The organism is Chthoniobacter sp., assembly GCF_040003245.1.
In the GTDB taxonomy this organism is placed as follows: Bacteria; Verrucomicrobiota; Verrucomicrobiia; order Chthoniobacterales; family Chthoniobacteraceae; genus Chthoniobacter.
In genome coordinates, this window is the sequence record NZ_JBDUCX010000132.1 from 1 (window position 1) to 18,582 (window position 18,582).

Genomic DNA, 18,582 nt, shown 5'->3' on the forward strand with positions numbered 1-18,582 from the left:
CGCCGCTGCCAATTCTGCGAAATTCCTGAACACGAACCTCGCCAAGCTTTCTGCAAACCGCACAGCGACAGTGGCTTTCCGTAGCTCGGTGGCGGGGTCTCAATTCTAAGTCGGCGCGAGAAAAGCTTTATCTCCCCGAGTCATGAAACCGCTGATCGTCATCGTTGCGATCTGCATGCTGGGCTACGTCGTCGACCACTGGCGGACTTGAAGGAACGGCACGCACACTGGTGGTGCCCGCGGATACCCACGGGCTGATCATCTACTCCTCCAAGGCGCTTCCGGCCTGCGTCCGGCTCGAGGCCGAACTAAAAAAGCGCGGCATTGCCTTCCAGATCCGCGACATGGGCAAGGAGGCCAATTCCCGTAAGTTGACCGAGGATCCGGCCCGCGTCGGCAAGATGGGCGGCAGCATCCCCATGTCCGTCGCCGAGATCGATGGCGTGCTCGTCGACGGCGCCACCATCAAGGAAATCGAGCGCCGGATGCGGTTGGAGGAATCGCGGTAGAACCCCTCACTCCTTGACCGGCACCAAGGCAAACGCCCGCAGATCGTAGTCGTCGTCGTGCACTTCGCCGTAGCCGTCGATGATGCACCGTTCGCGCTCGAGGACGTCCGCGCGCTTTTCCTCGTCGTCCTTGTATTCGGAGGACCCTTTCATCGCGGCGGAGACCTGCTTCATGCGCGCGGTCTCCTCCCGCCAAGGCATCTTTTCCAGCTTGCGCAGGGCCTTTTTTCCGGGGCCGTTCGTGAGCACCGTCATGTCGAAACAAAAGAGATCCATGCGCAGCGAACGGTGCTGGGCGCTGCCGAAGATTTGCTCCCGGAGTTCCGGTAGTTCCTCGTCCCAGCTCTTTTTGCGCGTCGCCGCGAGCTGGATGTTCCGGAACTGCGGGATGGAATCGAAGGCCGCAAAGAGTTGCGCGATTTCGGGTCGCGGCTGCTGCTCATCCGGGTCGGCGTGCGGATTGCGAATCACGAATTTCACGAAGTCCTCGTGGTTCTTCTTCGTGTTCTTCGGCCGATAGCTTTCGACGAGTTCGATGAATTTGGCCGCGTCCCGGGCGGAAAGACGGTCGCGAGCCAGTTGAAAGACCGCCCCGTTGGCCGCCGCATTGGCCTGCTGGAGAAACTCCTGCAGGCTCCCGTCCTCTGACGTGAAGCCCACGATGCCAAACGTCACGTTGGGAAAGGTGTCCTCGCTTTCTGAGGAGCCTTCGAGCTTGTTCAACGTGCCCTCCCAGCAATCGATCAGATTCGTGCAGCGCAGAAAGTCTTCCGGCCACGCGAGCCCGATCGCTGCGAACTCCGCCGGTCCCGCGCGACCCGGTGCGGAATGCGGCCCACTGAGGTTCGCCTGGAGCAGGCGCGTATTCTCCGCGGTGTCCGCGTTGAATTCATCCATGGCCTTCGGCACTCGGACGCGCTCGGGAGAGCTGGCGCGCAAGCAGGCCAGGAGCTTTTCGTTGTAATCGCGGATCAGGAAGCCGCGCGATCCCTGGGCAAAGGAGTAGCTCTCGGCGGCGCCAACGGGAGAAATGGCGAGGGCCAGCAGCCATGCGGCCATCAAAAGGGGACGGATTTTCATGCAGCGGCCGGAAAAATAGCCTAGGTTTGGTGCTTCGCGAGCGGGAATCGCAGAGGGAACCGCCGAGACGCGGAGGCGCTGAGGGGAGGCAAGGGCGGCAGATTCTTACTTCTTCTCTCCGCGCCTCGGCGTCTCGGCGGTTCAATGAGCCCCATTTCCCCATTGCCTGCCCCCGACGCGGCATGATCGATTCCCCGCAATGAAATCCCTCTCCGACGCGCTGCTCTACGGAATCCTCGACCTCGGCTACACGCCGGCGGCCGATCTGGAGCGTGTCGCTGAGCAGATGCTTGCGGGCGGTGTCGATGTCCTGCAATTGCGCGCCAAGGGGCAGGATGAAACGGAAATCGAATCCCTTTGCGCCCGGATCATCCCACTCACGGAAAGCGCCGGTGTCCCGTTGATCATCAACGATTATCCGCAACTCGTCCCCTCCATGGGCGCGCAGGGCGCCCACGTGGGCCAGGACGACTTTTCCGTCGCTGACGCCCGCTGGCGGGCGGGCCGCGCGCTCGCCGGCGAGGTGCCACTCCCGATCATCGGCAAATCCACCCACAGCTTCGAGCAAGCCGTCGCCGCCGAGAAGGATGGCGCCGATTACATCGGCTTCGGCCCGCTCTTTGCCACGCCCACCAAGCCCGGCCGTCCCGCCATCGGCCTGGAGGACATCGCCCGCGTCCACGCCGCCGTGCGCATCCCGATCTTTTGCATCGGCGGCATCAAACTGGAGAACCTCGATACCATCATTGCGGCCGGCGCGCGCCGCGTCGTCATCGTCTCGGGCCTGTTGCGAGCCCCCGACATCGCCGCGTATGCCCGCGCCGCGAAGGAACGCCTGATCCGCGGTCCCCGTTGAAGGCGATGAGTGAGTCTCCCATCCAGCATGTTTCGGACACGGCGTTCATGGTCGCTGCCTATCGCGCGCTGGAGAGCGAACGCCCCGATCCTTTATTTCGCGATCCACTCGCCGCCCGTCTGGTTGGTGAGCGGGGCCGGAAAATCGTCGAAAATCTTCCTCGGTGGGCATTGCTGGTCGGGTGGTCGGTGGTGATTCGGACTTATATCATTGACCAGTTCATTCAGGCGGCGATCGCGGAAGGGGTGGATACAATTTTGAATCTCGGCACGGGCCTGGATACGCGGCCTTATCGAATGGATTTGCCAGCCTCGCTGCGCTGGGTCGAAGTCGACTTCCCCGACGTGATCGACCTGAAAGAGAGCAAGCTGGCTGGGGAAGCACCCCGCTGCCGGCTGGTGCGGGTCAAACTCGACCTGGCCGACGCCGCGCAGCGCGAGAAGTTCCTGTCCGAGGTCTCGGCCCATTCGCAGAAGACCCTGGTCCTCACCGAAGGGGTGATCCCCTACCTGAAGCCGGAGGAGGTGGCAGCTCTCGCCCGGGATTTGAAATCCAATTCCGCCTTCTGTTACCGGATTGCCGATTACTTTTCCCGGGAATCCTATCGCTTCCGACGGCGCCAGGGGATGACCCAGGCGATGAAGAAAGCACCGTTTCGGTTCGAGCCCGACGACTTCTTTGGATTCTTTCGCGAGCTGGGCTGGCAACCGAAAGTGGTCCGCTACATTCCGGAAGAAGCCGATCGACTCCGCCGCCCGGTTCCTCTGCCTTGGCCGATGCTGCTGTGGTACAGCATCGCGAGCCTGTTCATGTCCGCCGAGCGCCGCGCCGTCACGAAAAGATATATGGGATATGTTCTTTTTGAACCGCTGGATCTGGTCGCTAACGAACAGTCGCTCGGGTCAGGCAAGAGGAGAGAAAGCTCCCGCTGAGAGTCGTCGCTTCAACGCCTGACGGGCGCTTCAGATTGGCGCATGATCAGCGACGACAAATAACGGGAAATCCGAATCCCCGGCCGATCGGCAAAAATATAAAGTAAATAGCCGCAGCCGATCGACACTATACAGGTGGCGGCGGAGCTAAGGAGTGCCGCGCCCACGTGCCCCATGCGCGCAACACCGGCGAGATAGGCCCAGCACGAAAAGCTGCAAATAATGGGGATATGGATCAGATAGAGTCCGAACGAGATCCGGCCCAAAAACAACGGAATGGCGCTGGAAAGAAACTGTTGTGTGCCTTTGGAAAGAAGAGTGAACGCGATCGCGGCGACGCCCAATAGAAGGTGGAAAACGCCTCGGTAATCTGGCATCCCCGCACCTAAAATCAGGAATATCCAGAACGCCGCGGTTGTGTAACCGCTCAGGAGGAGTCGATGGAGCGGCTGCTGCCAGGGGCGATGGAGGTGGGATAGTTTGTGGCGATTGACGAATAGATCGCAGAGCGCGATTCCGGCGACAAACGCGTTGAGCCAATCCATATCCAGCTCGCGACAAGCCAGCGCGATTAGCGGGTAGAGCCAAAGGCGGCTGCGGCGATGCCCGAGGACACCCAGGAAGGCGAATAAGAAAAGAGAGCCGTAAAACTCCTTCTCCATGGTCCACAAAACATTGTTGTAAGTGGACGAGCCATCATAGGCAAAAAAGCTTTGCCAGGCGGCCGACTTCAAAGCGCCGGAGAGACTCGCGGGAAAGGTATACCAACTGCCCAGCCAACCGGACGCATACGGCTCCCCCAAGGCTTGTGCCGCGGGGACATTGCGCATCAGGTGCGACGCGTGCAGCACATAGGCGAAGGCGACCGAGGCAAGGACCGGTATGAGCAAGCGTGGATAACGACGCAAGAACGCATCCTCGAGGTAGTCATGAGCTCTCGTGGGGGTTCCCTCGTGTGCCCGGAGAAAGAATTGCAGCGATAAGACAAACGCCGACATGATCCAAAACAGCCAAACGGCAAAAATGCCATTGGAGAGACCCTTGATGCCGATCAGGAGCGGCCAGGGCAAAAAATGCGGCAGTGACGAAAGATGCTGAGCAATGTCCGGGTACGAAGTGATCCAGAAGGCCAAATGAAGGTGCCAGATGACGACGATAAAGGCGGCGATCCCGCGAAGTCCTTCAAATGGCGCCAGCTTGTGAGATCGCTCCACGGTGGATTATGAACCGTTGAAGAGACGAGACTCGATGGATGTCGCTGGCCGCATCGTTTGATTAGTCACGATGACCAAGGAGCATCCGGGACGAAGGCTATATGCCGTCTTGATCCAGGTAATCAGTAAACTTAGCGCCAGAACTGCTGGTCGACAGGACCGAAACCAGTGGCATCGAACGGTTTTGGGATTCGTGACGGCTTTCATTTTCAGGCCGCTCAAGGTTGCGGTTTTACCGGTGCGATGCGGTAGAGTTTGATGCCGGGCTGGAGATAGGCGATCGGGCCCTTGGGCCACTCCTGGAGCAATTCGCCTTCCTCGAAGACGCGGGTGTAGAAGTCGCGGCGTTTGTCGTAGCCGGATTTGACGCCGGCTTGCGGTTTCTTGTCCTCGTTGAAATAGCGGCCGTAGTTTTGTTTGCAGACGGCGACGTATTCCACGCCCTTGGCGCGGAGCTCGTCGATCGTGCCGAGGTCGGGGGCGAAGCTGGCATCGAGGACTTTTTGCGGGACGCGCGCGGCGCTGCTCAGGCCGTCGGATTTGGTGGCGGAGAGATTGACGCGGTGGTCCTCGGCGATGATCGCGGTGGTGGGCAGGTTGGTCTTGATCCACGTGGCGACGGCGGTGGGGTCGTCGTGCTGGAAGCCATCCCAGGAGCGGTGAAAGGTGGGCCATTCGGCGTAGGCCGTCCAGGCGAGCAAGCCGGCCGCGACGGCATGGCCGATAGCCGTGCGCACGGGGATATTCGGTGAACCAAGCACGCGGCCGATCTCGCCGGCGCCGAGCGCGGCCAGCAGTGGCACCATGGCGCTGACCGGCAGCAGGTAGCGCTCGGCGATTTTCGGCGAACAGGAAATCATCGCAAGGTAGGCGAGGGGAAAGAGCAGGGTGATCCACTCTGGCGGGGTGCGCCGCCGTGCGGTAGCCAGCAGGGCGACGGCGTAGACGGCGACGAGCGCGGACTGCACGGGCGGCACCTTGCTTTTCAGCGACATCAGGTATTCGGCGTGCGGCACTTTGCGGGTGAGGCCCTGATGGCCGCCGGCCACACCATCCATTTCGTTGCGAATGCTGCGGAAGGGACTGGAGATCTTCCAGCCGAAGAGCGGGAAATTACAGAGGAGAAAGGTGACGACGAAGACGATGGCGAACGATTTCAAGCGCGCCTTCGAGGGCAGGAAGGCATCGGCGGCGTGGTGCCAGATGACGATCGGCACGGCGAAGAAAAGCGTGACGATGCCGAGATATTTTCCCGCCGCCGCCAGCCCGCAGGCGATGGCCAGGAAGCGCAGCGAGCGCCGCCCCGGACGCCGCCACCAGATGTGCGCGGCGAAGAGGGCCAGCGCCAACCCGAAGAGCAGCGCCGGATCCTCCTTCATGTAGTGCGACATCTCGAACAGGTCTTCCTGCAACGCGACCGCCAGCCCGGCGCCCCACCCGATCAGCAGCCCGTAATTCCACCACGCGAGCAGCGAGAACGCGGTCACGCTTCCCGCGGCAAACGCCGCCGAGACCCAGCGACCCGTCTCCACTGTGGCCTGGGGCTCGTGAGGGATGAAGGCGAGGCGCGTGACGCAGGCGGTGGCCTGGAGGAGCAGCAGCGGGTGGTGAAAATTGCGGCTGCCCACGAGCACCTGCACGACCTTGCCGCCCTCGTCGGGATGGTAGGTGAAGGGAAAATTATTGTGGCGGGTGTGCAGTGCGAGCGTGAGCGCAAAGAGCACGACGACCATGAGCCATACCCAAGGGGTTGCGCGCGGCGCGTCGGGGATGGCGGGAGAGGGAAGGGGATTGGTCACGAATAGGGTCAGATCAGCGGCGCGATGAGGGAACGCTTGCGCGCCGCTCGCTTTTCACGATAGAGCACCATTCCATTGAAATTCTCGAAGTCCTTTTTTGCACGTCTGTTTTGGTTTCTCGTCGGCGGGGTCTTGAGCATCTGGGTCAATGCGGGGCTGTTTCGCCTCTTTTCGCATGGGTTTGGCTGGCGGGATTCGGTCGCTTACGCGCTGAGCCTGGCGATCATCAACGTGCTGTTGTTCCTCTGGAACTACGTTGTCGGCTTCAAGTCCGACCGGCACTGGACCGATGCCGCGTGGCGGCAGGCGGTGTGTCTCAGCGTTGCCAACGGGCTCAACTACGTGCTCGTTCTGCTGCTGCTGAGGCTCTTCCCGCAGTGCCCGGAGGTCGTCGCCGGGGCCTTCGACTGGTCGCCTTTGGTGCATGCAAAATTGATCGGCTTCTGGAAGGAGGGTATCATCGCCACCGTTCAGGTGTTCATCGCGTTCTTTAAGTTCGGGCTCTACCACTACTGGGTCTATCCCCAGCAGCCCTCTGTGCCCGAGCCTGTGGAAGCAGGCCAGGCTTCGTGACGAGAGCGTCTCGCTCCCCGCTTGATTCTTCTCCGTCATCCGCTTCACTCAGCCCCTCTATGCCCGACCCCTCCGTGGCTCCCACTTCGCGTCCACCTTCCGCGTGGCGGCGTTGCGTGTTGCTGTGCCTCCCGGCGCTGGTGCTCGGCGCGATCCTTCGGCTTTCCCTGCTGACCGCCCTTCCGGAAGGCTACTACGGCCCGGACAGCAATTCCTACTTCGACACCACCTCGGCGCTGTGGCTCAAGCACAAGTGGGACATGGGACCGAAACGGCGCTGGGTGTATCCGTTGCTGCTCATCCCGACGCCGATCCTGCCGGGGCGCAACATCGCGACGATCGCGGTCATCCAGCACACCTTCGGCCTGCTTGTCACTGTCCTCGGCATGGGCTGGATCACACTGAATCTCACCGGGCGCCCCCTGATCTGGGTGCCGTTTGTGACGATCCTGGCCGCGCTCTGGCCGCGCATGATCTGGTACGAGCACGAGATCGTCGCCGAGCCGGTCCTGCTCGCGAGCATTATCCTGGCGGTCGCCCTGGCCTTTCCGGTGCAGCGCCTGCGCGATCCGAAGCGGCTCTTTTGGTTCCTGATGGCCGCGGCCTTGATCATCGCGGTCAAGCCGCACGGACGTCCCATCTGGCTCGGGCTCATGCTGTCCGGCGTCCTGCTCGCGGGATTTCCGTGGCGCTGGAGCAAGGCCTGCTGGGCGGCGCTGGCTCTCTCGGTAGTCATCATTCTGAATACCGGTAGTTCCCGGCAAGGGCCATGGCTTTTGCTCAGCTCCGCCCTTCCGCTGGTCAATACCGAGCAGGGCAAATGGCCGGAGTATCGCCAAATCCTGCGTCCGCGCATCGAGGAGGCGCGGGTGGATATCTCGCAGTATCCGTGGCATCAGGACCGCTACAAAAAAATGCTTAACGAGTCGAAGGATAAAGCGACCCTCGGCCCGGAGTGGCAGGCATTGGTGGCCGATCGAAAGAAATTCCTCCAAGTGTGCAAAGACCTGGCTGTCGATGCCATCGAGCACGCGCCGTTGACCTACGTGCGCATGGTCTTGCAAAAGATCGGCATGGTCTTCAGTGACGATGAATCCGGCTGGCGCATGGCTCCGCGCGGCTTTTGGAAGAGCCAACTCGAGGACAATGAGGACCGCTGGACGCGCCATCCGGATGAAATGAAACTCCTCTACGAGATGGACCAGGATGCTTATCTCGCACTGGCCGGGCAGCGCCGCGCCCAAGTCGAATGGTATGAGCCATACGTCTACGGTTTCACCCGCGCTTTTGCCTGGATGCATACGGTCCGTGCGGGCACGCGGACGTTGCACCCGGCCTGGTTCGGGGTGCTCGCCCTCTTTGGCTTTCTCACCTGTCTGCGGCCCTCGCGGTGGCGGGAGACTTCGCTGCTCTGGCTGCCGCTCGGTCTCTACCTCGCCATCATCTTTGGCATTGGCGATTCCGTGGTGCGCTATCTCCAGCCCATCGAATGGGTCGGCATCATCTTCGTCGCCTTGGGACTGGATTGGGTGCTCGGGCTTGTCTGGCGAAGTCCGGCGCCCGCTCTTGAGGCGCCCGCGTCGTCGCCTCCCAACGCCGCCTCGGCTTCCTGATGTCCGATCCCGCAGAAACTCCACCCCGTCCTCCCTCGAAGTTCGCCGCTTTCCTGCGCGAGCCGCCGCGGGCGTTCGAAGCCGTCCTTTGGCTGTTGCTGGCGGCGGTCATCGTCGGCATCCGGGTCTACCTCTGGCACTTGCTGCCGGCCTACATGTGGTCGCGCGATGCCGGTTCGTATACCTATGCCGCCTTCCAGTGGCTGGATACGGGGCACATGATTTTCGACGGGCGGCGCGGACCGGTTTACACGCTGCTCATTGCGGCGGCGCTCCGGCTCTTTGGCGCGTTGAGCGGTGTGGTGTGGCTCCAGCACGCGCTCGGCGGCCTGTCCATTCTCGGCATCGTCGCGACGGCCCGTGTTTGGTGGGGCCGGGCGGCCGTCGTGCCGCTCTTCCTCTGTGGCGTGTGTCTGGCGGCTTACGGGCTGCCGTTGCATCTTGGGCAGCTCATCCGCAATGAGTCTGTCATTTTCATCCTCTCTTCCCTCGCCTTTTGCTCGTGGTGGCTGGCCTTGAAGTGGAATTCCAAGGCGTGGCTTTTTGCCGCGGCCTTGAGCGCCGGCGTGCTCACCATGACGAAGAATGTCTTCGTGCCCTTTCCCTTGGCGCTCGCTGGCGGGGTCCTGTTTCTCGAAGGGCATGCGACCCGGGCGAAAATCACTCGCGTGGCTGTGATCGTCATCGCGTTCCTCCTGCCCTTCGCCGCCCTCAAGGTGCACAACGCCTTCGCCCGCCGCGTCAATCCGCCGGAGCCGCAGGCCGGCATTCTCTTTTACGGCCGCACCGCCCAATGGACCAAACTCGACGGCGGCATCGAGCCCGAGCTCAAGGAAAAGATTCGCGCCGAGGTGGAGGATTATCGCGCGCGGCCGAAGCTGGACAACAACATCGTCATCAAGCGCACCATCGTTCCACACCTCTGGCGCGAGTTGCAGGCGCAGGGCAAATCCGCCGTCGAACTGGATCGCCTCTGCCGCCGTCTCGCCTTCGAGGCCATCCAAAATCAACCGGCGGCCTTTTGGCAACAGGTGCGCGGCGATATCTATAAGCTGCACATTCACGATGGGGTGAAGAACGAATTCCCGAGCCCGGAGCAAATCGGCGACGCCATTGCGGAAATGCACCATCGCGACGACCAGCAGCAGGTGCACCCGACCATGGAATACGACAAGAACCTGGCCGCGCTCGAAGCGCACGAGGACCAGGAAAACTTCCGCCTCTTCCATCGCTTGCTCAGTCGCGCGATGCTCTTCCAGTTTTACCCCGTGCTGGAAACCACCATCGCCATCTGCCTGATGTGCTTCTTCACGCGCGGCCGGGAGCGCGAATTCTTCCTCGGCTGCGCCGCCGTGTGGTTCTTCAACATGGTGCTCCTCTCGACCGTCGGCCGGCCTATCGAGCGCTATCTCATGCCGCTGGTGCCGGTCATGTTTTGGTCCCTGTCTGGGGTCCTTGTTCTGCTTTGGAAACTGGCCGTGCGCGCACCGCGTGAGACGGCCAGTGGAGCATAGGTCTTACGTCCTATAGGACCGTATCGGCAAAGCTACCGCGATCCGCCTCGGCCCTCGCTGGGCCTACCTGCTCAATGCTGCCACTTCGAATTCGACTGGGTGCTATACGACACGCTGGCCCGCGGCGCGGAATTCCACACCCGCGCGCTGCCACTCGTGCTATGTGAGAGCGCCGCGGCCGTGCTGAAACTTGTAGAGCCGGACCGTTGAAGAAAAGCGTTCGCCGCGGCTGTAGGAACGGGCGTGGCGATGGCGGTTGGCTGCAAATCGGTCGTCTGGACGAGGACATGTGTTCCGTCGCCCACTGGGAGTGTCCGGATCGCTTTCGAGCCGACGATGGCGAGGCTCGATTGATCCACTCCGTTTATCATGGCGGGGATCGACCTGATGCAACGCCCATTGCTGATGACGATGTAGACCGTGGGGTAGTAGTACACTGTCTGGGCGCTTTCGTTCCGGAAAATTCGCACCGGCTCGCCAAGGTTGCGGCGCAAGTTCTCCTCAGGCATCGATGACTGCACCGCGGCGGCGGCGATTTTGTTCGCAGCGTCCTGGTTCTGATCGTCCCCCTTGTTCACCATCATCAGGCTCTTGAGATTATTGACGATGGCCTGAGCCGGGGGATTGTCGGAGGACGCCGCCTTTTTGAGAACGGGCCAGGCCAAGGCGGTGCTCAAGGTGCCCGCTGCAAGCAAGAGTAGTGCTTTCATAATCCAATTAGTTAAGCCGACGGCAGAAGATCACTTTGGCGGTGGGGTGTCAATCCGGCTCCCAAGTAATTTTTCGGTCCCTCGCGGAGAGGCTCCGGCGCCACGGCTTGACCTCCGCCCCCGCTTGGCCTACCACCAACCCCTTCCCGCTTTCCTACCTCCGAACCTCGACCCTCCGATTTGTCCACGACGCTCAGCCCCACCACTCCTGCCGCCACGATCCCCACGACAGATATTGCCGTGACCGTGCTGATTCCCGCCTTCAACGAGGAGGAATCCATCACCGGCACCGTGGAGGCCATTCGCAAGTTCGAGCCCTACGTTCGCGCGCTGGAGATCATCGTCATCAACGACGGCTCCAGCGACCGCACCGGGGAGATCGCCCGTGGGCTGCCCGTCACGCTCCTCGAGCACGAGACCAACCTGGGCTACGGCGCGGGTCTGAAAAACGGCCTCCGCAACGCCCGGCACGAGTACATCCTCATCGCCGACGCCGACGGCACCTACCCGCTGGAGGATATCCCCAAGCTCCTCGCCGAGGCGCAGAACTACGCCATGGTCGTCGGCGCCCGCACCGGGGCGATCGTGAAGGTTCCGCCGCTGCGCAAGCCCGGCAAGTGGATCATCACCCGCCTCGCCGAGTACCTCAGCGGTCGCAAGATCCCCGATCTCAACTCCGGTTTCCGCATCTTCAGCAAGGAAGTGGCGATGCGCTTCATCCAGCTCTATCCGGAGGGCTTTTCGTTCACCACCACGATTACGCTGGCGATGATGACGAACCACTACTCGGTAAAATTTATTCCCATAAATTACCATCGGCGGGTCGGTAAGTCCTCGATCAAGCCCCTCCGGGACTTTACAAACTTCACCATTCTCATCATTCGGATCTGCGCCTATTTCAAGCCGCTCAACGTCTTCGTGCCCCCGGCGCTGACCCTGATCCTGCTCGGCGCGATCAAGGCCGGTTTCGACTACCACCATCAGGGTTACCTCGGCCTTTTCGGAATTGTGCTCGCCATGACCGGTGTACAAATGCTTTTTATTGGGCTACTTGCGGACTTGATCGATCACCGCATGAAGTTGTAGCTTTTTCCCCGACATGCCGAACACCCTCCGTCTTCACTCCTCCGATCGCCTGCTTTATTTTGCACCGCATCCGGACGACGAGACCCTGGCCGGCGGGGGCCTGATCCAGAAAGCGGCCGCTCTCGGCGCCCAGCTTTGCGTGGTTTTTCTGACGAACGGCGACCGCAATCCGTGGCCGCAGCGCGTCATGGAGCGCTCCCTTTTCCTCGATGCCAAGGCGCGCCGCCGCTGGGGCATGCGCCGGCAGGGCGAAGCCCGCACCGCGCTCGATATGCTCGGCGCCGGCGGTTCGGCCGAAGTGCACTTCATCGCCTGGCCCGACCAGGGCGTGACCAATTTGCTCATGACCGCCGACGAAGTGGCGCTGAGCAGCATCGTCGAGTTCATCCGCGAGTGGAAGCCGACCCAGATTTTCACCCCGGCGGCGGAAGACACGCACCCGGACCACAGCGCCTTCTTCGTCCTGCTCCAGCTCGCCCTCGATCGCCTGCACGCCCGCGGCTACGACACCAAGCCGACGCTGAGCTATCTCGTCCATTACCCCAAGGCCCGCCTGCACCGTGACCTGCGCATCCTGCGGCTTAACCCGCGCGAAAAGGCGCTCAAGGCCGAGGCCATCCAGCAGCACGAGACACAGATGCTCTCTCGCCGCCGCTTCCTGGCCCACGCCAAGGATACCGAGGAGTTCCATCTCGCCATGGCGCCGGAGGCCAAGCATCCGCACCATCCCGTCGCGGCCGGCGACATCGCCCGCGGCGCGCTCCAGCTTCGCCTCAAGTTGCCCAAGCCCGCCCTCACCTTCAAGGGCGCCAAGCTGCACGTCGTGCTCGAGACCCTGCTCGAGGGCAGCCTCCGCTGGGCGCTCACCATGCCCGGCAAATCGGCCAAGGCCCGCATTTACGACGTCATCACCGGCAAACCCGTCCGCTGGGCCTCGGTGCGCATCACCGGCCGCCACGCCACCATCTCGCTCCCGGCGACGAATGCCATCCCGCTCACCCGCATCTTCGTGAAGCTGGAAAAGCGCCCGCTATTCTTCGACATCGCCGGCTGGCGCGAAATCGCCGTGGATGAAGCGCGCCGCCCCAAGCTGCACTTCCATCGCCACACCTCTGCCCACCCGCACACGGCGGATTAGGTTTTCGAAAAGCAGAGAGCGCCTGGAGGGCACCGCGCCGTCGGTGCCGGGAGAGAGCGGCTGCTGATGGATCTTATGCGGGTGAGCGACCGACGGCTGCGATGAAAGAACTACCCATACGCCAGGCCAGAATCCCCCATCGCCATGCATGGCTCTGGGAGCCGCTCGAAGAGATTCCCACGTTTTTCTTGCGCTCGATGTTCGGCTGCAAGGCGGTCTATCTGGACGGGAAAATCGTGGTCGTTTTCTGCACAAAGGCGGAGCCGTGGTGCGGGATGCTGGTGTGCACGGACAGAGAACATCACCCGTCTCTGACCGCCGAATTTTCAGAACTGGTTTCGCACCCGATTCTCGGGAAATGGCTGTATCTGTCCGAGTCGCATGACCGTTTTGATCGCCTCGCGGAACGGATCGTTCGCCTGGCGCTAAAGCACGATCCAAGGGTGGGTGTGGTGCCGGCTTTGAAGAAGAAACGCGGGTCGAGGAAATCGGGGAAACGGTGAAAGAGACTGGCGGAGCGGAGCTTCCAAAGACTACGTCATCCTGAGCTTGCGAAGGACCTCGGATATCTGCCCTTCCTCATCAGTACGGCAAAAGATCGCTCAATGCTGGTGATGATACCCCGCGTCAGATGCCTGAGCGACTTCAGCGGTCCTTCGCAAGCTCAGGATGACGGCGTGTTTTTTTCGACGCTCCGCGTCATGCACCACCGCAGGGCAATCCGCCCTGTCCTAAAGACCCTGCAACTCCTGGAAAACCCCGGCCGCGAGCTCGAAGGAACGGAGGCGGGCGGGGTGATCGTAAATCTGCGCCGTCGCGACGATCTCGTCGGCGCCGGTGGCCTCGATGATCGTGCGTAATTGCGCGCGGATATTTTCCGGCGCACCGATGGCCGAGCAGCGCGTCATGCGCTGGACGTAGGCCTCTTCGGCGGCAGTCCAGTGCATCTCCTCCACCGGCGGCTGTAACTCGGAGCGGTTGCCGCGGACCATGCCGAGAAAGGCCTGCTGGAGGGAGGTGAAGAGGCGCGCGGCCTCCGCGTCCGTGTCGGCGGCGAAGACGTTCACGCCGACCATCACGTGCGGTGTGGCGAGTTGCGCCGAGGGCTGGAAGTTTCGCCGGTAGATCTCCAGCGCTTCGGGCAGGAAGTCGGGGGCGAAGTGCGAAGCGAAAGCATAGGGCAGGCCCAGCACAGCGGCGAGCCGGGCGCCGAAATCGCTCGAGCCGAGCAGGTAGAGCGGCACGTGGAGCCCGGCGCCGGGAATCGCCTTGATCGGAGCGTCCGGTGAGGCCGGGGCAAAGTAAGACTGCAACTCCCGCACGTCGTCCGGAAAGGTATCGCCGCTGCTGCCCAGGCCCCGGCGCAGGGCGCGAGCGGTGAGTTGATCGCCTCCCGGCGCGCGCCCCAGCCCGAGATCGATACGCCCCGGGTAGAGCGCCTCCAGGGTGCCAAACTGTTCCGCGATCACGAGGGGCGCGTGATTAGGCAGCATGATCCCCCCCGAGCCGACCCGCATGTGTTGCGTGCCGCCGGCGACATGGCCGATGAGCACCGAGGTCGCTGCGCTGGCGATGCCGGGGATATTGTGATGCTCGGCCAGCCAGTAGCGATGGTAGCCCCACGCCTCCGCATGCTGCGCGAGGTCCAGCGTGTTGCGGAATGTTTGAGCCGCAGATCCGCCCTGGAGGATCGGAGCGAGGTCGAGCAGGGAGTAGTGGGTCATGACAAAGGTGAGAGGGACCAATGTAGCCCTACCTGTCCGCCACGCAAAAATAAGGGGCATGTCTGGAGGCCGCTCTGCGGCTTTTTAAGAGTAAGCTCCCTCCTCGCGTGTCGTCCTGAGCGAAGTCGAAGGACCCCGTCGAACAACCAGCAGTATCGCTGGTAGAGCCACGGGGTTCTTCGACTGCGTACACTCCGCTCAGAATGACACGCGAGGAGGGAGCCTACCCGCGATTGCGCACGCGGAATTGCCGTGGGGTGGTGCCGGTGCGTTTGCGGAATTGCTGGGTAAAGGCGCTCTGGTCGCAGAAGCCGTGGGCGATGGCGATTTCGCTGATCGGGGTCGACGTTTTGACGAGCGCCTCGGCGGCGGACTGAATGCGGGTGCGCAGCAGCAACTCGTGCGGAGTGAGGCCCAGCGTGGCCCGCAACTTCCGGTGCAGGTGCCGCTCGGAGACACCCGCGGCCCGGGCCAGCTCGGCGGTGGTGAGGTTCTGGTCGCAATTCTTCCGCGCGTGCTGCACGGCGGCCGTGACTTCGCGCACGTCGTGGTGGCGCATGCGATCCTCGTCGCGCCGCGTGATGCCCATCACGCCGATGACGCGGCCGCTGCGGTCCCGCAAGGGGAGCTTGGTGGTGAGGAACCAATCGAGATTGCGCTGCTCGTCGTACCAGACTTCCAGGCGGTTGATCAGGGGTTTTCCGCTCCGGATCACTTTCTGGTCGTCTTCGCGAAAGGCCTCGGCCCATTCCGCGGGAAAGAACCGTTCATCCATGGCGCCGATCAGCTCTCGCTCGTCCTGGATGCCGAAGCGGGCGAAGGTCACGCTGTTCGCCGCGATATGCCGCCCCTGGGCATCCTTCACAAAGAAGAACACCCCCGGCAGATGCTCGAAGATGGCGCGCAGCGCCTGTGGATCGGCCATGCGGGCGAAAAACTCGGCCTGAAGGCGGGCGGGGGACATGGCAGGAATTTAACAAAAATTGGCAGGCTGTCACCAGACAAGTCTGGCCCGTGGCGGTATCAAAAGGGCGCAATCGCAGATCCCCGCCATGAATATTCTTCGTCTCCTTCTCGTATGCTCCCTGGGTCTTTCCTGGGCCGTCGCCGATGACGCCACGGACTTTCCCGCGAAGCCGCCGGTCCAGCCGCTCGCGGCCGGGGACGAGGCAAAAACTTTCCAGCTCCCCAAGGGCTACCACCTCGAGCTCGTGCTCAGCGAACCGACCATCGCCGAGCCGGTGTGCATGGCTTTCGACGGCAATGGCCGCCTCTATGTGGCGGAGATGCGCAGCTACATGCGCGACGTCGACGGCACGGACGAAATCATCCCGACCGGCCGCGTCTCGGTCCACTGGTCGAGCAAGAACAACGGCGTCTACGACCAGCACCGCATCTTTGCCGACAAGCTCACGCTGCCCCGCTTGCTCCTGCCGCTGGCGGATGGCGTGCTGATCGGCGAGACGAACACGAACGACATCTATCTCTACAAGGACACCAACGGCGACGGCGTGAGCGATGAGAAGAAGCTCGTCTATCAAGGAGGCGATCGGGGCGGCAACCTGGAGCACCAGCCGAGCGGTCTCACCTGGACGATCGACAACTGGGTCTACTCCGCGGTGAACAACTACCGCTTGCGCTGGAAGGACGGCCAATTCATCAAGCAGGACATCCCCGGCAACGGGGGCCAGTGGGGCGGCACGCAGGATGACGACGGCAAATTCTGGGTGGTAAACGCCGGCGGCGAGAAGGGACCGCTGAATTTCCAGCAACACTTCCTCTACGGCCAGTTCGCCACGCGCAATCAATTCGAGCCGGGTTTCGAGGCGGTGTGGCCGGCGATGGGCCTGCGCGATTTCCAAGGCGGCCCGTCGCGTTCGCGCGACGATAGTACGCTGAATCATTTCACCGCCGCCTGCGGTGGCGAAATCTATCGCGGCGACCAGCTTCCCGCCGAACTGAAGGGCAACTTATTCTTCGGCGAGCCGGTGGGCCGCCTCGTGCGCCGCACGCAGATCGAGGTAACCGACGGCCTCACCATCCTGCACAACCCCCATCCGCAAAGTGAATTCCTGCGCAGCACCGATGCCTGTTTCCGCCCCGTGGACATGAAGACTGCGCCCGACGGCACGCTTTTCATCTGCGACATGTATCGCGGCATCATCCAGGAGGGCGCCTGGGTGCCCAAGGGCGGCTATCTGCGCAAGGTCGTCCAGCAATACAGCCTCGATAAGGTCACCGGCCACGGCCGGATCTGGCGTCTCGTGCACGACACCACGAAGCCCGTGCCCGCGCCGAAGCTGCTCTCCGCCACCTCCGCGCAACTCGTGGCCACGCTGGCGCACCCGAACGGCTGGTATCGCGACACCGCGCAAAAGCTGCTCGTCTTGAAGCAGGACCAAAGCGTCGTCCCCGCCCTGATCGCCATGGTGCAGAAAGACAAGAATCCGGTGACGCGCATGCACGCCCTCTGGACGCTGGAGGGGCTCGGTGCGCTCACCCCGGACCTCGTGCGCACGGCCTTGAAAGATGCCTCGCCGCAAGTGCGCCGCGCCGGCATCCGCGCCAGCGAATCGCTTACCGATCCGGCGTTGCAAAACGATGTCGTGGCCCTGGCGAAGGACGGCGATCCGTCGGTCATCATCCAGGTCTGCCTCACGGCCAAGCTGATGAAATGGAAGGACCAGGCGAACATCATCAATCGCGCTGCCCTCGGCACCCCGTCGAAAGGCGTGAAAGAGATCGCCTCGCAGGCCCTCATTGGCGGCGCGGAATTCCCGCGGGAACTGAACGGTTCGCAGAAGGACAGCATGGCTCGCGGACAAGCCGTCTACCAGGAGCTGTGCTTCACCTGCCACGGGCTCGATGGCAAAGGCGCGAGCGTCGAAGGTCTGCCACCCGGCATGACGCTGGCGCCACCGCTGGCCGAAGCGAAGGTCGTGCTCGGCCACCGCGACGGGCTCATCCGCGCGCTGTTGCACGGCGTGACCGGCCCGGTGAAGGGCAAGACGTATCCCGGGCAAATGATCCCGATGGCGAACAACAGCGACGAATGGATCGCCGACATCCTCAGCTACGTGCGCAACCGTTTCGGCAACACCGCGACCTTCATCGAAGCGAAAGACGTGGCCCGCGTGCGCAAGGAAACCGCCGCGCGCACCACGCCGTGGACCGAGGAGGAAATCGCCGCCACCGCGCCGCCGCTGCTGACGAACCGCCAGGAGTGGAAGCTCACCACCAGTGAAAAGGCCGACGGTCTCGCCAACTGTATCGACGGCGACATGAAGTCCAAGTGGAGCAGCGAAAAGCCGCTGGCCAATGGAATGTGGGTGACCATCGAATTGCCCGCCGAGGAGACGATCAACGGACTGCGCCTCAATTTCAGCGAACACGGCAGCTTCCTCGCGCGAAACCTGCGCGTGGAGACTTCGCCCGACGGCCACGCGTGGAGCAAGCCGGTCTACAACGGCGGTGCCGTCACGGGTCTCACCGAGATCGCGTTTGGGCCGACGAAAGCGAAGTTCGTGAAACTCACCCAAACCGGCAGCGGCGACAAAAAAACGCCCTGGAACATCCACGAGTTGGACATCACCACACCCTCACCCGCCGCGCACTAAGCACAAACCCGTGTCCACGAATTGGCTATACCGCCCTCGTCCGCAGCGCGAGCGCCGAAAAAACCCCGGTAGGGAAGCCGCGCCGCGGGTTCCCACTTTTGGGTGCGCGGAAAAGCGGCGGGGGCAGCCAGTCCTGTTCGCGGAATTGCCCTCGGACCGTCCCACCGCCCTCCCCGTTCCCGCACCACATGCGACGGAACCCGGCGGCGCGGCTTCC

16 protein-coding genes are annotated in these 18,582 nt (G+C 62.7%); 10 read left to right on the forward strand and 6 right to left on the reverse strand.

Annotated elements, in window-relative coordinates; translation table 11 throughout:
• The first annotated feature begins 233 nt into the window (after nucleotides 1-233).
• Nucleotides 234-509: a hypothetical protein gene (locus tag ABJF10_RS18045; RefSeq protein ID WP_348545990.1), complete on the forward strand. Its 276-nt coding sequence runs from the start codon at nucleotides 234-236 to the stop codon at nucleotides 507-509.
• A gap of 6 nt (nucleotides 510-515) precedes the next feature.
• On the opposite strand, the gene ABJF10_RS18050 is transcribed toward ABJF10_RS18045, so the two are convergent.
• Nucleotides 516-1,589 (reverse strand): hypothetical protein, encoded by a 1,074-nt coding sequence (locus ABJF10_RS18050; RefSeq protein WP_348545991.1) that lies wholly within the window; start codon nucleotides 1,587-1,589, stop codon nucleotides 516-518.
• Nucleotides 1,590-1,788: 199 nt separating this feature from the next.
• On the opposite strand from ABJF10_RS18050, the gene thiE reads away from it, so the two are divergent.
• The gene (gene thiE, locus ABJF10_RS18055; protein WP_348545992.1) at nucleotides 1,789-2,445 is read left to right on the forward strand and encodes a thiamine phosphate synthase; all 657 of its coding nucleotides are present in this window, start codon (nucleotides 1,789-1,791) and stop codon (nucleotides 2,443-2,445) included.
• Between the two features lie 5 nt (nucleotides 2,446-2,450).
• A complete protein-coding gene (locus ABJF10_RS18060; RefSeq protein WP_348545993.1) occupies nucleotides 2,451-3,377 on the forward strand; it encodes an SAM-dependent methyltransferase in 927 nt (308 codons plus the stop codon).
• An 11-nt stretch (nucleotides 3,378-3,388) separates the two neighbouring features.
• Here ABJF10_RS18060 and ABJF10_RS18065 read toward each other — a convergent pair whose 3' ends face one another.
• Nucleotides 3,389-4,591 (reverse strand): acyltransferase, encoded by a 1,203-nt coding sequence (locus ABJF10_RS18065; RefSeq protein WP_348545994.1) that lies wholly within the window; start codon nucleotides 4,589-4,591, stop codon nucleotides 3,389-3,391.
• Between the two features lie 218 nt (nucleotides 4,592-4,809).
• Nucleotides 4,810-6,390 (reverse strand): phospholipid carrier-dependent glycosyltransferase, encoded by a 1,581-nt coding sequence (locus ABJF10_RS18070; protein WP_348545995.1) that lies wholly within the window; start codon nucleotides 6,388-6,390, stop codon nucleotides 4,810-4,812.
• Between the two features lie 75 nt (nucleotides 6,391-6,465).
• On the opposite strand from ABJF10_RS18070, the gene ABJF10_RS18075 reads away from it, so the two are divergent.
• From ABJF10_RS18075 to ABJF10_RS18085, 3 genes are read left to right on the forward strand one after another with little or no spacing between them, the layout of a single operon-like run.
• The gene (locus tag ABJF10_RS18075) at nucleotides 6,466-6,963 is read left to right on the forward strand and encodes a GtrA family protein (protein WP_348545996.1); all 498 of its coding nucleotides are present in this window, start codon (nucleotides 6,466-6,468) and stop codon (nucleotides 6,961-6,963) included.
• A 59-nt stretch (nucleotides 6,964-7,022) separates the two neighbouring features.
• Nucleotides 7,023-8,576 (forward strand): hypothetical protein, encoded by a 1,554-nt coding sequence (locus tag ABJF10_RS18080; protein ID WP_348545997.1) that lies wholly within the window; start codon nucleotides 7,023-7,025, stop codon nucleotides 8,574-8,576.
• Nucleotides 8,576-10,090 (forward strand): hypothetical protein, encoded by a 1,515-nt coding sequence (locus tag ABJF10_RS18085; RefSeq protein ID WP_348545998.1) that lies wholly within the window; start codon nucleotides 8,576-8,578, stop codon nucleotides 10,088-10,090. The genes ABJF10_RS18080 and ABJF10_RS18085 overlap by 1 nt, the downstream gene beginning before the upstream one ends.
• Nucleotides 10,091-10,161: 71 nt before the next feature.
• Here ABJF10_RS18085 and ABJF10_RS18090 read toward each other — a convergent pair whose 3' ends face one another.
• Nucleotides 10,162-10,800: a hypothetical protein gene (locus ABJF10_RS18090; protein WP_348545999.1), complete on the reverse strand. Its 639-nt coding sequence runs from the start codon at nucleotides 10,798-10,800 to the stop codon at nucleotides 10,162-10,164.
• A gap of 180 nt (nucleotides 10,801-10,980) precedes the next feature.
• Here ABJF10_RS18090 and ABJF10_RS18095 point away from each other — a divergent pair, with 180 nt between their 5' ends.
• From ABJF10_RS18095 to ABJF10_RS18105, 3 genes are all read left to right on the forward strand, one after another.
• On the forward strand, nucleotides 10,981-11,886 hold the full coding sequence (locus ABJF10_RS18095; RefSeq protein WP_348546000.1) for a glycosyltransferase family 2 protein: 906 nt from the start codon (nucleotides 10,981-10,983) through the stop codon (nucleotides 11,884-11,886).
• 13 nt (nucleotides 11,887-11,899) lie between these two features.
• A complete protein-coding gene (locus ABJF10_RS18100; protein ID WP_348546001.1) occupies nucleotides 11,900-13,024 on the forward strand; it encodes a PIG-L family deacetylase in 1,125 nt (374 codons plus the stop codon).
• 101 nt (nucleotides 13,025-13,125) lie between these two features.
• The gene (locus ABJF10_RS18105) at nucleotides 13,126-13,527 is read left to right on the forward strand and encodes a hypothetical protein (RefSeq protein WP_348546002.1); all 402 of its coding nucleotides are present in this window, start codon (nucleotides 13,126-13,128) and stop codon (nucleotides 13,525-13,527) included.
• 228 nt (nucleotides 13,528-13,755) lie between these two features.
• Here ABJF10_RS18105 and ABJF10_RS18110 read toward each other — a convergent pair whose 3' ends face one another.
• Nucleotides 13,756-14,748: an LLM class flavin-dependent oxidoreductase gene (locus tag ABJF10_RS18110; protein ID WP_348546003.1), complete on the reverse strand. Its 993-nt coding sequence runs from the start codon at nucleotides 14,746-14,748 to the stop codon at nucleotides 13,756-13,758.
• Between the two features lie 223 nt (nucleotides 14,749-14,971).
• Complete coding sequence (locus ABJF10_RS18115; protein WP_348546004.1) at nucleotides 14,972-15,712, reverse strand: helix-turn-helix domain-containing protein; 741 nt, start codon at nucleotides 15,710-15,712, stop codon at nucleotides 14,972-14,974.
• An 88-nt stretch (nucleotides 15,713-15,800) separates the two neighbouring features.
• On the opposite strand from ABJF10_RS18115, the gene ABJF10_RS18120 reads away from it, so the two are divergent.
• Nucleotides 15,801-18,365, forward strand: a complete 2,565-nt coding sequence (locus tag ABJF10_RS18120) for a PVC-type heme-binding CxxCH protein (protein WP_348546005.1) — start codon at nucleotides 15,801-15,803, stop codon at nucleotides 18,363-18,365.
• Nucleotides 18,366-18,582 lie beyond the last annotated feature (217 nt).

Bases quoted from the DNA above. Each gene is read 5' to 3' on its own strand.
- ABJF10_RS18050 (WP_348545991.1), bottom strand. From the start codon at position 1,589: ATGAAAATCCGTCCCCTTTTGATGGCCGCATGGCTGCTGGCCCTCGCC.
- thiE (WP_348545992.1), top strand. From the start codon at position 1,789: ATGAAATCCCTCTCCGACGCGCTGCTCTACGGAATCCTCGACCTCGGC.
- ABJF10_RS18060 (WP_348545993.1), top strand. From the start codon at position 2,451: ATGAGTGAGTCTCCCATCCAGCATGTTTCGGACACGGCGTTCATGGTC.
- ABJF10_RS18080 (WP_348545997.1), top strand. From the start codon at position 7,023: ATGCCCGACCCCTCCGTGGCTCCCACTTCGCGTCCACCTTCCGCGTGG.
- ABJF10_RS18085 (WP_348545998.1), top strand. From the start codon at position 8,576: ATGTCCGATCCCGCAGAAACTCCACCCCGTCCTCCCTCGAAGTTCGCC.
- ABJF10_RS18090 (WP_348545999.1), bottom strand. From the start codon at position 10,800: ATGAAAGCACTACTCTTGCTTGCAGCGGGCACCTTGAGCACCGCCTTG.
- ABJF10_RS18100 (WP_348546001.1), top strand. From the start codon at position 11,900: ATGCCGAACACCCTCCGTCTTCACTCCTCCGATCGCCTGCTTTATTTT.
- ABJF10_RS18105 (WP_348546002.1), top strand. From the start codon at position 13,126: ATGAAAGAACTACCCATACGCCAGGCCAGAATCCCCCATCGCCATGCA.
- ABJF10_RS18110 (WP_348546003.1), bottom strand. From the start codon at position 14,748: ATGACCCACTACTCCCTGCTCGACCTCGCTCCGATCCTCCAGGGCGGA.
- ABJF10_RS18115 (WP_348546004.1), bottom strand. From the start codon at position 15,712: ATGTCCCCCGCCCGCCTTCAGGCCGAGTTTTTCGCCCGCATGGCCGAT.
- ABJF10_RS18120 (WP_348546005.1), top strand. From the start codon at position 15,801: ATGAATATTCTTCGTCTCCTTCTCGTATGCTCCCTGGGTCTTTCCTGG.